Origin of the sequence: Luteitalea sp. (assembly GCF_044337415.1) — a bacterium.
Lineage (GTDB): Bacteria > Acidobacteriota > Vicinamibacteria > Vicinamibacterales > Vicinamibacteraceae > Luteitalea.
In genome coordinates this window covers 1-13,499 of the sequence record NZ_JBIINP010000117.1, presented here as the reverse complement: position 1 = coordinate 13,499, position 13,499 = coordinate 1, and the positions used below count along the sequence as shown (strand labels likewise).

At 69.1% G+C, this 13,499-nt stretch carries 10 protein-coding genes and 1 pseudogene; 9 read left to right on the top strand and 2 right to left on the bottom strand.

Annotated elements, in window-relative coordinates; all coding sequences use genetic code 11:
• The 8 genes and pseudogenes from ACIRDX_RS15385 to rfaE2 all read left to right on the top strand — a co-directional run.
• A pseudogene (locus ACIRDX_RS15385) lies at positions 1-675 on the top strand (F0F1 ATP synthase subunit alpha); the annotation flags it as partial.
• A gap of 38 nt (positions 676-713) precedes the next feature.
• Positions 714-1,586 (top strand): ATP synthase F1 subunit gamma, encoded by an 873-nt coding sequence (atpG, locus tag ACIRDX_RS15380; protein ID WP_396626319.1) that lies wholly within the window; start codon positions 714-716, stop codon positions 1,584-1,586.
• Between the two features lie 91 nt (positions 1,587-1,677).
• A complete protein-coding gene (gene atpD, locus ACIRDX_RS15375; protein ID WP_396626318.1) occupies positions 1,678-3,135 on the top strand; it encodes a F0F1 ATP synthase subunit beta in 1,458 nt (485 codons plus the stop codon).
• Between the two features lie 19 nt (positions 3,136-3,154).
• On the top strand, positions 3,155-3,568 hold the full coding sequence (locus ACIRDX_RS15370; RefSeq protein ID WP_396626317.1) for a F0F1 ATP synthase subunit epsilon: 414 nt from the start codon (positions 3,155-3,157) through the stop codon (positions 3,566-3,568).
• An 89-nt stretch (positions 3,569-3,657) separates the two neighbouring features.
• Positions 3,658-4,404 (top strand): PP2C family protein-serine/threonine phosphatase, encoded by a 747-nt coding sequence (locus ACIRDX_RS15365; protein WP_396626316.1) that lies wholly within the window; start codon positions 3,658-3,660, stop codon positions 4,402-4,404.
• Complete coding sequence (locus ACIRDX_RS15360; protein ID WP_396626315.1) at positions 4,394-5,191, top strand: ABC transporter permease; 798 nt, start codon at positions 4,394-4,396, stop codon at positions 5,189-5,191. Before ACIRDX_RS15365 ends, ACIRDX_RS15360 begins: the two co-directional genes overlap by 11 nt.
• Complete coding sequence (locus ACIRDX_RS15355) at positions 5,191-6,609, top strand: ABC transporter ATP-binding protein (protein ID WP_396626314.1); 1,419 nt, start codon at positions 5,191-5,193, stop codon at positions 6,607-6,609. Before ACIRDX_RS15360 ends, ACIRDX_RS15355 begins: the two co-directional genes overlap by 1 nt.
• A gap of 19 nt (positions 6,610-6,628) precedes the next feature.
• Entirely contained in the window at positions 6,629-7,099 is a 471-nt protein-coding gene (gene rfaE2, locus ACIRDX_RS15350; protein ID WP_396626313.1) for a D-glycero-beta-D-manno-heptose 1-phosphate adenylyltransferase, read from the top strand.
• Positions 7,100-7,513: 414 nt separating this feature from the next.
• Here rfaE2 and ACIRDX_RS15345 read toward each other — a convergent pair whose 3' ends face one another.
• The gene (locus ACIRDX_RS15345) at positions 7,514-8,752 is read right to left on the bottom strand and encodes an amidohydrolase family protein (RefSeq protein ID WP_396626312.1); all 1,239 of its coding nucleotides are present in this window, start codon (positions 8,750-8,752) and stop codon (positions 7,514-7,516) included.
• 139 nt (positions 8,753-8,891) lie between these two features.
• Positions 8,892-9,542, bottom strand: a complete 651-nt coding sequence (locus ACIRDX_RS15340; RefSeq protein WP_396626320.1) for a DUF5612 domain-containing protein — start codon at positions 9,540-9,542, stop codon at positions 8,892-8,894.
• A gap of 154 nt (positions 9,543-9,696) precedes the next feature.
• On the opposite strand from ACIRDX_RS15340, the gene mfd reads away from it, so the two are divergent.
• Complete coding sequence (gene mfd / locus ACIRDX_RS15335) at positions 9,697-13,356, top strand: transcription-repair coupling factor (protein ID WP_396626311.1); 3,660 nt, start codon at positions 9,697-9,699, stop codon at positions 13,354-13,356.
• Positions 13,357-13,499 lie beyond the last annotated feature (143 nt).

Here is a 13,499-nt window from a genome sequence, read left to right as displayed (position 1 = left end):
GGCGACGTGTTCTACCTGCACTCGCGCCTGCTCGAGCGCGCCGCGAAGCTGAACGACACGCTCGGTGGCGGATCGCTGACCGCGCTGCCGATCATCGAGACGCAGGCCGGTGACCTCTCGGCCTACATCCCGACCAACGTGATCTCGATCACCGACGGCCAGATCTTCCTCGAGAGCGACCTGTTCCACCAGGGCGTGCGTCCGGCCATCAACGTCGGCAACTCGGTGTCGCGCGTCGGCGGCTCGGCGCAGATCAAGGCCATGCGCAAGGTGGCCGGCTCGCTCCGTCTCGACCTCGCGCAGTACCGCGCGCTGGCGGCGTTCGCCCAGTTCGGCAGCGACCTCGACAAGACGACGCAGCAGCAGCTGCACCGCGGCGTGCGCCTCGTGGAGGTGCTCAAGCAGCCGCAGTACCGGCCGCTGTCGGTGGCCAAGCAGGTCGCCATCCTGTACGTGGCGACCAAGGGCCTGCTCGACAACGTGGAGCTGCCCGACATCGGCGCCTGGGAAGAGGGCTTCTACGCGCACCTCGAGTCGCGTCGCCCCGGCATCCTCTCGGGGATCATGGAGCAGAAGGACATCACCAAGGACATCGAGGCCGAGCTGCTGCAGGCGACCGAGGAGTACGCGAAGGACTTCGCCGCGCGCAGCAAGAAGCCGGCGGGAGTGGCCTAGGCGGCAGGTTGCCTGCCGCCCGTAGCCTGTAGCCCCCTATGCCTTCCCTCATCGACATCCGTCGCCGGGTCCGCGCCGTCAAGTCGACGCAGCAGATCACCAAGGCGATGAAGATGGTCTCGGCCAGCAAGCTGCGCCGGGCGCAGGATCGCGTCATCGGCGCGCGTCCCTATGCCGGCCAGATGCTGCGCGTGCTCAACAGCCTCGCGTCGCGCGTCGACCCGGAGTCGCACGCGCTGCTGCGCGAGTCGGAGACGCCCACGGCGCCGCCGCTGCTGATCGTCGTGTCGGCCGATCGCGGCCTGTGCGGCAGCTTCAACAGCAACGTCATCAAGCAGGCGTCGGCGTTCCGGGCCGAGCACTCCACCGACCGCGACGTCGCGATGGCGCTGGTTGGCCGCAAGGGCCGCGACTTCTTCATGCGTCGCGGCGTCGACGTGCGCTACGAGGTGGTCAACCTCTTCCAGCACGTGAAGTTCTCGCACGCGCAGGAGATCGCGCAGTCGGCGATGGAGGCCTTCACCGAGGGGCGCGTCAGCTCGGTGTACCTCCTGTACAACGAGTTCAAGTCCGTGATGTCGCAGAAGGTCGTCGTCGAGCGGATGCTGCCGCTGCCGCGCCTGACGGCGGAGAACGGCGGCGTGACGGGCCCGCAGGTGGACTACCTCTACGAGCCGTCGGCCGAGGAGATCCTCACGACGCTGGTGCCCAAGCACGTGGAGATCCAGGTGTACCGCGCGCTGCTCGAGTCGGCCGCGTCCGAGCACGCCGCGCGCATGACCGCCATGGATGCGGCCACGCGCAACGCGCAGGAGATGGTGGACAAGCTGACGCTGTACATGAACAAGGTGCGGCAGGCGGCCATCACGCGCGAGATCATCGAAGTCGTCTCTGGCGCACAGGCGCTGTAGGCGCGCGCAACGGATTGGTAACCGTCGGACGTGTCCGACGGGAAGGCGCAGTCAGGTGTAGGCGTCGGGCACGCCCGACGCAAGGGACCTTATGAGCAACGCAACTGCCGAGCAGTACAAGGTCGGTCGCATCGTCCAGATCATCGGGCCGGTGCTCGACATCGAGTTCGAGGGTGGGCACCTGCCCGCGATCTACAACGCGATTCGCGTGCGCGTGCCGGACGCCTCCGGCACCGGGCACACCGACATCATCGCGGAGGTCGAGCAGCACCTCGGTGAGGGGCGCGTCCGCACGGTGGCGATGAAGCCGACCGACGGGCTGCAGCGCGGGATGGAAGCGCTGGACCTCGGCATCGGCATCACCGTGCCCGTGGGTCCCGCCACCCTGGGCCGCGTGCTCAACGTGCTCGGCGAGCCGGTCGACTACCCGGATCGCCCGGTGGTCAGCGAGACGTCCTGGCCGATCCACCGCGCGGCCCCGACGCTCGAGGAGCAGTCGACCAAGCTCGAGATGTTCGAGACCGGCATCAAGGTCATCGACCTGCTCGAACCGTACCTGCAGGGCGGCAAGATCGGCCTGTTCGGCGGCGCCGGCGTCGGCAAGACCGTCATCATCCAGGAACTGATCCACAACATCGCCCTGAAGCACGGCGGCGTGTCGGTGTTTGCCGGCGTCGGCGAGCGCACGCGCGAGGGCAACGACCTCTGGCTCGAGTTCCAGGAGAGCGGCGTCATCAACGTCGACGATCCCTCGAAGTCGCGCGCCGCACTGGTCTACGGCCAGATGACCGAGCCGCCCGGCGCCCGTCTCCGCGTGGCGCTGACCGGCCTGACCGTCGCCGAGTACTTCCGCGACGCCGAGGGCAAGGACGTGCTCCTGTTCGTGGACAACATCTTCCGCTTCACGCAGGCGGGCTCCGAGGTGTCGGCGCTCCTCGGCCGCATGCCGAGCGCGGTGGGCTACCAGCCGACGCTGGCCACCGAGATGGGCGAGATGCAGGAGCGCATCACGTCCACCAAGAAGGGCTCGATCACGTCGGTGCAGGCCATCTACGTGCCTGCCGACGACTACACGGACCCGGCGCCGGCCACCACCTTCGCCCACCTCGACGCGACCACGAACCTGTCGCGCGACATCGCGTCGCTCGGCATCTACCCGGCCGTCGACCCGCTCGCCTCGACCTCGCGCATCCTCGACCCGCGCATCATCGGCGACGAGCACTACTCGGTGGCGCGCCGCGTCAAGCAGGTGCTGCAGCGCTACAAGGACCTGCAGGACATCATCGCCATCCTCGGCCTCGACGAACTGTCGGAAGAGGACAAGCTGACGGTGTCGCGCGCCCGCAAGCTGCAGCGCTTCCTCAGCCAGCCGTTCCACGTCGCCGAGCAGTTCACCGGCTTCAAGGGCAAGTACGTCACCATCGCCGAGACGATCAAGGGCTTCAAGGAGATCGTCGACGGCAAGCACGACGATGTGCCGGAGCAGGCGTTCTACATGGTCGGCACGATCGAGGAGGCGCTCGAGAAGGCCGCCTCCCTGAAGTCGTAAGCGGAAGGCAACGGAACGCATGGCCAGCCAGCTCACGCTCAGCATCGTCACGCCCGAACGCGAGATCGTGCGCGTCCAGGTGGACGAGGTCGAGCTGCCGGGCAGCGAGGGATACTTCGGGGTGCTGCCAGGCCACACCCCGATGCTCGCCACCCTCACCGTCGGGCGCCTCACCTCCAGGTCCGGCACCGACACGCAGGTGCTGGCGATCGCCTTCGGGTTCGCCGAGGTCCTGCCCGACGCCGTCACCGTGCTCGCCCAGATCGCCGAGCGCGCGGAGGACATCGACGTCGCACGCGCCGAGGCCGCACGCAAGCGCGCCGAGGAACGCCTCGCCCGCAACGAGGCCGATCTCGACTACCAGCGCGCACGCACCGCCCTCGACAAGGCCGTGCTGCGCCTCCAGGTCGCCTCGCGCGCCCGGGGCAAATGAGCGACAGCCCCACCCGACGGCACGGCCGGGACCGGGCTCGCGCCCAGGCCGCCCCGTGCGATGTCGAGGGGCAGAGGCCCTGAACGGCGATGCGTGTCCGATGGGCGGCCGCCACGCACCCGGGTCGGCGCCGGGCGTCCAACGAAGACGCCTTCTGCGCCAGGCCTGACCTCGGCCTGTTCGTTGTTGCCGACGGCATGGGCGGCCACGTGGCCGGCGAGATCGCCTCGCGCCTCGCGGTCGACACCATCGAGGCCGTCGCCGAGCGCGGCGAGGCTGCCGCCCCCGACGACCGCAACTGCACCCTCGCCGAGCGCCGCCTCCAGGAAGGCTTCGAGCGCGCCGCCCGCGCCATCGCCGACCAGACCAACGCCAACCCTCGGCTGCGCGGCATGGCCACCACCGCGTCGGCCGTCCTGATCTCCGCCGGCGCCACCGCCCTCGGCCACGTCGGCGACAGCCGCATCTACCTCTGGCGCGACGGCGTGCTCCAGCAGCTCACGCACGACCACTCGTGGGTCGCCGAGCAGGTGATGATGGGCCTGATGTCGGCCAACGAGGCGCGCCAGCACCCGTGGCGCAACGTCGTCACCCGCGCGCTCTCGGCTTCAGACGCCCCCGAGGTCGACCTGTCGCCGCTGCAGTTGGTGCCGGGCGATCGCGTGCTCATCTCGTCGGACGGCCTGCACGGCGTGATCTCCGAGGAACGCATCGCCGTGGTGCTTGGCGCCGGCGACCCGCTCGAGCGCACGTGCCAGCAGCTGATCGACGATGCCAACGGCGCCGGCGGGCCAGACAACATCACCACGCTGATCCTGGAGATCGATGTTCCATAACCTCCGCCAGCTGGTGCGCTACCGCGCCCTGATCCAGAGCCTCGTCACCCGTGAGCTCAAGGCGCGCTATCGCGGCAGCGCCCTCGGCTTCTTCTGGTCGTTCATCAACCCGCTCCTGCTGCTGGTCGTGTACTCGTTCGTCTTCACGGTGGTGCTGCCAGGCACGCACCCGCCGGAGATCGAGCCGTACGCCCTCTTCATGTTCTGCGGCATCCTGCCGTGGACGTGGTTCTCCTCGTCGCTCACCGAGGCGTCCAACAGCCTGATGGCGGGCGGCAACCTGATCAAGAAGGTCCTGTTCCCGGCCGAGATCCTCCCGATCGTCTCGGTGCTGTCGAACATGATGCATTTCTTCTTCGGCCTGCCGATCCTCGTCGCGTTCCTGATCTGGTTCCGGCCGACGATCACGTTCCTCGAGGTGCTCTGGTTCCCGGTCGTCGTCGCCGTGCAGCTGCTGTTCACGCTCGGCCTCAGCCTGCTGCTCGCAGCGCTCACCGTGCACTTCCGCGACATCAAGGACATCCTGAGCAACCTGCTCACGCTCTGGTTCTTCGCCACGCCGATCATCTACCCGATGCACCTCGCGCCGGGCACGATCAGCAAGGCCGTGCTGAACGCCAACCCGATGTCGCACTTCGCCGTCTCGTACCAGGAAATCCTGTTCTACGAGGGGCCCTTCGGTCACTGGAAGTGGCTCATGGCCGTCGCCGCGATGTCGGTGGGCCTGTTCCTGCTCGGCTACTTCCTGTTCGACCGGCTGCGCGACTCGTTCGCCGAGGAGGTGTGATGAGCAGCAGCACGCCCGCCCTCGCCATCCGCGCCGACAACGTCACCAAGATCTATCGCCGCTTCGCCCACAAGCGGCAGTTCGCGACGCTCAAGAGCGCCATCCTCACCGGCAGCCTGGTCCGCGACCTGAGCCCGGACGAGACGTTCCGCGCCCTCGACGGCGTGTCGTTCGACGTCCAGGCCGGCCGCACGTACGGCATCATCGGTCGCAACGGCAGCGGCAAGAGCACGATGCTCAAGTGCGTCGCCGGCATCGCCAAGCCGACGATGGGGAAGGTGACCGTCAACGGCCGCATCTCGGCGCTCATCGAGCTCGGTGCCGGCTTCCATCCCGAGATCTCCGGCCGCGAGAACGTCTTCATCAACGGCATCATGCTCGGCCTGTCGAAGGCCGAGATCGAGCGGCGGTTCGACGAGATCGTCGAATTCGCCGAGCTCGCGCCGTTCATCGACGCGCCGGTGAAGACCTACTCGTCTGGCATGTACATGCGCCTCGGCTTCGCCGTCGCGGTGCACGTCGACCCCGACGTGCTGCTCGTGGACGAAGTGCTCGCCGTCGGCGACGAGGGCTTCGCCCACAAGTGCCTCGACAAGTTCGCCGAGTTCCGCCGCCGCGGCAAGACCATCCTGCTGGTGACGCACTCGCTCGGCCTGGTCGAGCGCTTCTGCGACGAGGCCCTGTGGCTCGACAAGGGCAAGGTGCGCGCGGTGGGGGATCCCAAGCGCGTGATCGACGCCTACGTCACCGAGGTGGAGGAGAGCGAGGAGGCGTTCCTCGCCTCGCAGGACGCCAAGGCGCGCGAGCGCGTCGACCTCGGCGCCGGCAGCTCCGTGCCGGCCCACGAGGCGGGTGTCGTTGAAGATGGCGTGACCGCAGGCGACGTGGAAGCGCCTGCCGACATGTTCAAGGCCGAGGCCGGCCGCTGGGGATCGGGCGACATCGAGATCGCGTCGGTCGAGCTCATCGGCGCCGACGGCCTGCCCGGGCACGTGTTCCACTCCGGCGAGGCGATGACCATCCGCCTGCACCTGAAGGCCAAGGCGCCGGTGAAGGACTTCGTGTTCGGCATCGGCCTGTTCAATGCCGACGGCGTCTGCATCTACGGCACCAACACGAACATCGAGGAGATGTCGGCGCAGGAGTTCGCGGGCGAGGGGCGGGCCGACTTCGTGATCGAGGATCTCGCCCTCACCGAGGGCACCTACAAGCTCGACCTCGCCGTCCACAAGCTCGATGGCTTCCCGTACGACTACCATCGGCAGCTCTACACGTTCCGCGTGAAGTCGCCGATCAAGGACGTCGGGTTCTTCCGGCCCCGCCACTCGTGGCGCTTCAGTCCGTCGGTGCGCCTGAAGCAGCTGCAGGGCCCGGAAGGCTGGCGGCCACACATGAAGGACGATGACGCGGCGGGCTGATGTGCCACCGGGCAGGGTGGTGTCGCGTGACGCCTGCGTCGCCCAGGTGCGCGACTGGCAGGTCGAGGGCCGGACCGTCGTGTTCACCAACGGCGTGTTCGACATCCTCCACCCGGGTCACGTGCGCTACCTCGCCGCCGCGCGTGCCGAAGGCGACGCGCTGGTCGTGGGCGTGAACGTCGACGAGACGGTCCGCGCTGCCAAGGGCCCCGACCGCCCGGTACATCCGGCAGCCGAGCGCGCCGAGCTCCTCGCGGCGCTCGAGGTGGTCGACCTGGTGACGATCTTCGAGGAACCGACCCCGGCCTCCCTCATCGAGGCCGTCCAGCCAGACGTCCTCGTGAAGGGCGCTGACTGGCCGCTCGATCAGATTGTGGGTCGCGAGACGGTGTGGGCGCGCGGCGGGCGAGTGGTCCGCGTCGCCACCGAAGAAGGCCACTCCACCACGAACATCATCAGGAAGATCGCCGGGCCGCCCGAGGGCGTGTAGCCGCTACCCGCGGCGCCGCCGGCGGCTACCCAACCGAGCGTGCAGCACCGGCCAGGCCTGCCACGGGACGTGCCGCAGCCGAGCAGCGCATTCCGGCACGTGCCGTGCTCCGTGCACGGGCATGATCGTGTGGGTCGACGAGCGTGATCCGAATGCGGGGAGGCCGCCCGCCTCCCAGGTAGGGCGGGGTGTCCTCACCCCGCCGCTCAGCACCGAGGTAGGGCGCGATGTCCTCATCCCGCCGCTCAGCACCCAGGTAGGGCGCGATGTCCTCATCGCGCCGCAAACCTCTTGTACCGAGGTAGGGCGGGGCCTGAAACAGGGAGGGCGGGGTGTCCCCACCCCGCCGTCAGCGAATTCCGACGGATCATGCGGATTACGGCGCGATGGGGACATCGCGCCCTACCTCAGAGCCTATGGCGCCGGATGCTTCGGCAGCGCGCGCAGCGCGTTGTCGAGGTACACCTTCTTGAGGATCGGCTCGGGCAACCCGATGCCGTAGATCTGCCAGCGACCCTGCGGCGGCGTGGCTGCCGGCGCGTAGTCGAAGTACTCGTCCTCGGTCTGCAGGAACCGGTAGTAGATCTGGTACAGGGCGTCGCCGAAGATCTGCTGCGGCGTCTCGGTGCCGTTGGGCACCGCGTCGGTGCCGAACATGATCCGGTCCTGGTACTTGTCGAAGAACTTGCGCGACTGCCGCGGCTGTCGCCCGAGCTCGCCGACGCGGGCGCCGATCTCGATGTGCACGTTCGGGAACTTGTCCAGCATCTCGCCGACGGCCGGCAGGTTCTCCGCCCAGTGCCCCACGTGCAGCGCCACGAACGTCGTCTTCGGGTGCCGCGCGAACACGCGATCGCGCGCCTCGAGCACCGCCTTGAACGACGGGAAGTCCTTGCCGTGGAACGACCAGTCGGGGTGGTTGGCCAGCTCCTCGTACCGCTCGTTGTACTTGTCGGTGGGGAGGAAGAACGCCTCCGGATCGCCCACGTGGATCCCCACCGGCAGGCCGAGCGCGCCGGCCTGCTCCCAGAGCGGATCGAACCGCGGGTCGTCCACCTTCACGAGCGCCCCGTCCTTGCCGCTCGCGTCCTTGTCGCGCAGGAACAGGCCGAGCGTCTTGAGCACCTTGATGCCCATCGCGCCGGCCGCCTTCGACTTCGCCAACTCGTCGGCCTGCCACTTGCCGTAGTCAGGGCGCTGCGCCTCGGTCCACCCCGGCTCGGTGAACGTGAGGAAGCGGCCCGGGTGCGCCTTGTCGAGTCCCGCGATGTTGTTCACGAGGCGCTCGCCGTAGCTCCCCGTGAGGTTCACCATCGTCCGGATGTTGCGGGCGTCCATCACCTTCAGGAGGTCGGCCGTCGGCACGGCGCGGCGCGACGGTCGGCCGTTGGGCTGCGCGTTGGCGCGCACGGCCAGGTGCGTGTGCATGTCGATGACCGGGAAGGCGGCCTTCTCGACCTTCGACGCCGGCACGTGCAACATGCTCTTGGGCTCGTAGTCCACCAGCTTCAGCGACGCATCCGGCTTCGCTGCCGCCTCCTGCGCCTCGTGCAGGTCGTGGTCGTCGCTGTGCGCCTCCGCACCCGTGCTTCCCGCCGCCGCCGCGGCGCCCATCACCGCACCCGTCTTCCGCAACCACTCTCGTCTATTCACGGATTCTCCTTCAGGGCAGCGCGCGGTCTCCGACCACGCTGCTGCCCGTGACGGCGGGATGGGGACATCCCGCCCTACCTCTGAGCCCTGAGCCTGGCAGAAGGCTGTCTGAGCCTTGAGCCCTGAGCCCTGAGCCTTCCTAAAACACCCGCTTGCTCAACCTGTCGATCCGGAACCGCGCCGTGTCGGCAATGGCCATCACCGCCATCACGCCGGCCTGCACGGGATCGGTCACCACGAGATCGCTGGCGTCGGGGACGCTGCCGGCCATGTTCAGGCTGATCACCGTGAGTCCCTGGGCGCGCACCTCGCGCACGGCCTTCTCGATCTCGCCGCCCATCAGCGACCCGGCCAGCACCAGCACCCGCGCGCGGGGCAGGCGCGACACGGCGCGCACGGCTTCCGCCAGCGGTTGCTCGCCCACGAGCGGAATCGTGTCCACCGAGATCTTCTCGCCCCGGATGTTGTGACGGTCGGCCTCCGCGATCGCGCCGATCGCCACCTGGCCCACCTGCGCGCCACCGCCCATGATGATCACGCGCTTGCCGAACACGTGCTGGAACGTCGCCACCCGCTCGATGGCCTTCACGGAGCCCGCCGCCTCGAGCGCCGCGAGCAGCGACTCGCCGTCGGGCACCGACACCTCCAGCAGCAGCCGCGTCTGCGCCTCGCCGTGATCGACGATGGTGAAGGTCGTGATGTCGCCCTGGTGGGCGGCGATGACTCCGCTCACCTCGTGCAACACCCCGGGCCCGCTCCGCGTCGTGAGGACGAGGGCCAACTGTGACACCTGTTCCGGCACGCGGGCATGGTACGTCAGACCGCCCCACACGCGGGTAGGGCGCGGTGTCCCACCGCGCCGCTGTTGGATGACGGCGGCGTGGGACACGCCGCCCTACCTCGGGGGCGCCGCCTGATATTCTGGAAAGTCTGTCGGCCTCCTGATGTCCCGAACCTCTGCTTCCTCGCTCTCGCTCCGCCTCCTGCTCAAGGACGCCGCCGGCACCACCGGGCTGGCGAGCGCGGCCACGCGCCTGTCGGGGCTCACGCCGGCCGGCAAGGCGTTCGCGGTGGCGGCCGCCTCGCAGACCACCCCGGCCGTGGTCATCGTGCCGGCCGACCGCGACATCGAGACCGTCATCGCCGACGCGCGGTTCTTCCTCGGGAGCCTCGAGGGCCTGAGCGGCAACGCCCTCGACCGCGGCGTCCTCCCGCTGCCCTCGCTCGAGGTCGACCCGTACCGCGGGCTGCTGCCGCACTTCGACGTGGCCTCCGCTCGTGCGCGCGCCTTCCACGCGCTCGCCACCGGGCAGGCGCGCATCGTGGTGGCGTCGGCGCCGGCGCTGCTGCCGAGGCTGCCCGATCCCGACACCCTCGTCGCTGCCTCGCTGGAACTGAAGCCGGGCGACGACATCGACCCGCTCGACCTGGCCGACGTGCTCGTCAAGGCCGGGTTCACGCGCGAGGACCCGGTCGATCAGCACGGCGAGTTCTCCGTGCGCGGCAACGTCGCCGACGTGTTCCCGGCCGGCGACCGCCTGCCGGTGCGTCTCGAGTTCATCGGCGACACCATCGAGTCGATCCGCCAGTTCGATCCCGCGACGCAACGATCGGTGGCCGCGCTCGATCGCGTGACCATCGCCCCGGTGCGCGAGATTGCCGACACGCTCGAGGCGCGTGAGGCCGATCGGCCCGCGACCTTCTTCACGTACCTCGGACGCACGCCCCGCCTGCGGCTGTTCGTCTCCGAGTTCGACAAGGTGCGCGAGGCGGGCGACCGGAAGTTCACCGCGCTGCTCGACAGCTACCAGGACGCGCTCGCGCGCGACGAGCGGCCGCTGCCGCCGGGTCGCCTGATGCTGCCGTGGCCCGACGTCATGTCGCTGCTGCCGTCGGCCACCTGGCTCGAGACGTTCGCCGCCGATCCGATGATCGCCGACGATGCGATGCCTGACGTGCCGTCGCAGGCCGCCGCATCGAAGACGGATGGCGGTTCGCGCGCCGAACGCTACGTCTCCTGCCAACCTGCGCCCACCTTCCACGGCCGCGTCCCCGACTGGGTCGCCGAACTGCGCAAGGGCCGCGAGATGGGCGAGACGGCGGTGCTCGTCGCCGAGACGGCCGGGCGCGCCGAGCGCGTCATCGAGATCCTGCGCGACTACGGCGTCGTCGCCGTCGACATCAGCCGCGCCGAGGTGACCTCGGGCAGTGCGCTGCTGGTGACCACCGGCCAGCTCACGCAGGGCTTCCGCCTGCCGGCCGCGCGGCTGCGCCTGTTTGCCGAGACCGACATCTTCGACGAGGAGCGCGTCGGCACGCAGCGGCGGGCGTCGGCGGCCAAGGCGTTCCTCTCGGACTTCCGCGACCTCAAGGTCGGCGACCTCGTCGTGCACGTCGACAACGGCATCGGCGTGTTCGTCGGGCTGAAGCAGATCAACGTCGGGCACGAGACGCGCGAGTTCATGGAGCTGCGCTACGCCGGCGACGACAAGCTGTTCGTCCCGGTCGACCGGCTCGACCTCGTGCAGAAGTTCTCGGGCAGCGCCCGGCCGACGCTCGACCGGCTCGGCGGTGCGACGTGGGAGAAGGCCAAGGCGCGCGTCAAGAAGGCGATGCGCGACATGGCCGACGAGCTGCTCAAGCTCTACGCCGCGCGCAAGGCCGTGCAGGGCCACGCGTTCCCGTCCGACACGCACTGGCAGGAGGAGTTCGAGCTCGCCTTCCCGTACGAGCTCACGGCCGACCAGGCCAACGCCGTGGCCGACATCAAGCGCGACATGGAGTCGTCGACGCCGATGGATCGGCTGCTGTGCGGCGACGTCGGCTTCGGCAAGACGGAAGTCGCGATGCGCGCCGCGTTCAAGGCCGTGATGGACGGCAAGCAGGTGGCCGTGCTCGCGCCGACCACCGTGCTCGCGCTGCAGCACCTCAAGACGCTGCGCACGCGCTTTGCGGCGTTCCCGGTGCGCATCGACATGGTCAGCCGGTTCCGCAGCAAGGCCGAGCAGGCCGAGTCGCTGAAGCACCTTCGCGAGGGGAAGCTCGACATCCTCGTCGGCACGCACCGGCTGCTGGCCAAGGACGTCGAGTTCCGCGATCTCGGCCTGCTCGTCGTCGACGAGGAGCAGCGCTTCGGCGTGACGCACAAGGAGCGCATCAAGCAGATGCGCAAGAAGGTCGACGTGCTCACGATGAGCGCCACGCCCATCCCGCGCACGCTCAACATGTCGCTCGTGGGCATCCGCGACATGTCGGTGATCGAGACGGCGCCGCACGATCGGCAGGCCGTGCAGACCTCGGTGCTGCCGTTCGATCCGCAGATCATCGGGTCGGCGATCGCCAAGGAGCTCGAGCGCGGCGGGCAGGTCTACTTCGTGCACAACCGCGTCGAGTCGATCCACTCGATGGCCGGCCTGCTGCAGCGCGTCGCGCCAGACGCGAAGATCGGCATCGGCCACGGCCAGATGGGCGAGGAAGCGCTCGAGAAGGTCATGGTCGACTTCATCGAGCGCCGCTACGACATCCTGCTGGCGACGACGATCATCGAGAACGGGCTGGACATCCCGAACGCGAACACGATGATCATCAACCGCGCCGATCGCTACGGCCTGGGGCAGTTGTACCAGCTGCGCGGCCGCGTCGGGCGATCGGATCGGCGCGCGTATGCCTACCTGCTGATCCCGCCTGTCGATTCGCTGTCGGAAGTGGCGCGCAAGCGGCTCGCGGCCATCAAGGAGTTCAGCGCCCTCGGCAGCGGCTTCCGCATCGCCGCGCTCGACCTCGAGATCCGCGGCGCCGGCAACCTGCTCGGCGGCGAGCAGAGCGGGCACATCGAGGCCATCGGCTTCGAGATGTACACCAAGCTGCTCGAGGAGACGATCCGCGAGCTGAAGGGTGAGGACCTCGAGGACGACCGTCGCGCCACCGTCAACCTCGGCGTCGAGTTCCGCATCGACGAGCAGTACATCCCCGACACCAACCAGCGCCTCGGCATCTACCGCCAGGTCGCGCAGGCGCGCACCAACGTCGACGTCGACAAGGTGCTCGACGAGGTGCGCGATCGCTACGGTCCGCTGCCCGAGTCGGTGCTCAGCCTCGCCGACCACGCGCGCATCCGCGTGATGGCCGACCACCTCAAGCTCGACGCCATCGAGCGCGAGGGCAAGACGATCGTCTTCAAGTTCCGCGATGGGGCGCGCGTCGAACCGCAGCGCGTGATGGCCGTGGTCAACCGCCGCGTCGACCTGCGCGTGGTGCCGCCGGGCCACCTGAAGCTCGATCTCGCGCCGCCAGAGATCGCACCGTCTCTGCGTCCTGCCGCGCCCGTCCGTCCGGGGAGACCGGGTGATCCGCTTGCCCGCCGTAGCCTTGGCGGAGGCGGGAGTCCCGACTCCCGACTCCCGGCTCGTGGCCCCGCCACCCACGGCCCCGTCGCGAAGGGCCGCGGCCCGTCGTGGTGGACCGTGCGCGCCACCGCCGGGGAAGTGGCGCCCGGCTTCACCAAGGCCGAGGTGCTCAAGCCGATGCCGGAAGACCCGCGCGCCCCCGACGGTCTCTTCGCGCGCATCGTCGGCGTGATGAAGGAGCTGAGCGACGACCTGTAGGCCGGGCGGCGCAGGCGCCACCCGGCAATTCAAAGTTCAGAGTTCAGAATTGAGGGCAGCTCGGGGCACTCGAGTTCGTGGGCGTCGACATTCATGTCGACGCGCCGCGGTCAGCAACACAAGATGTGGTGCTCGATGTCGCC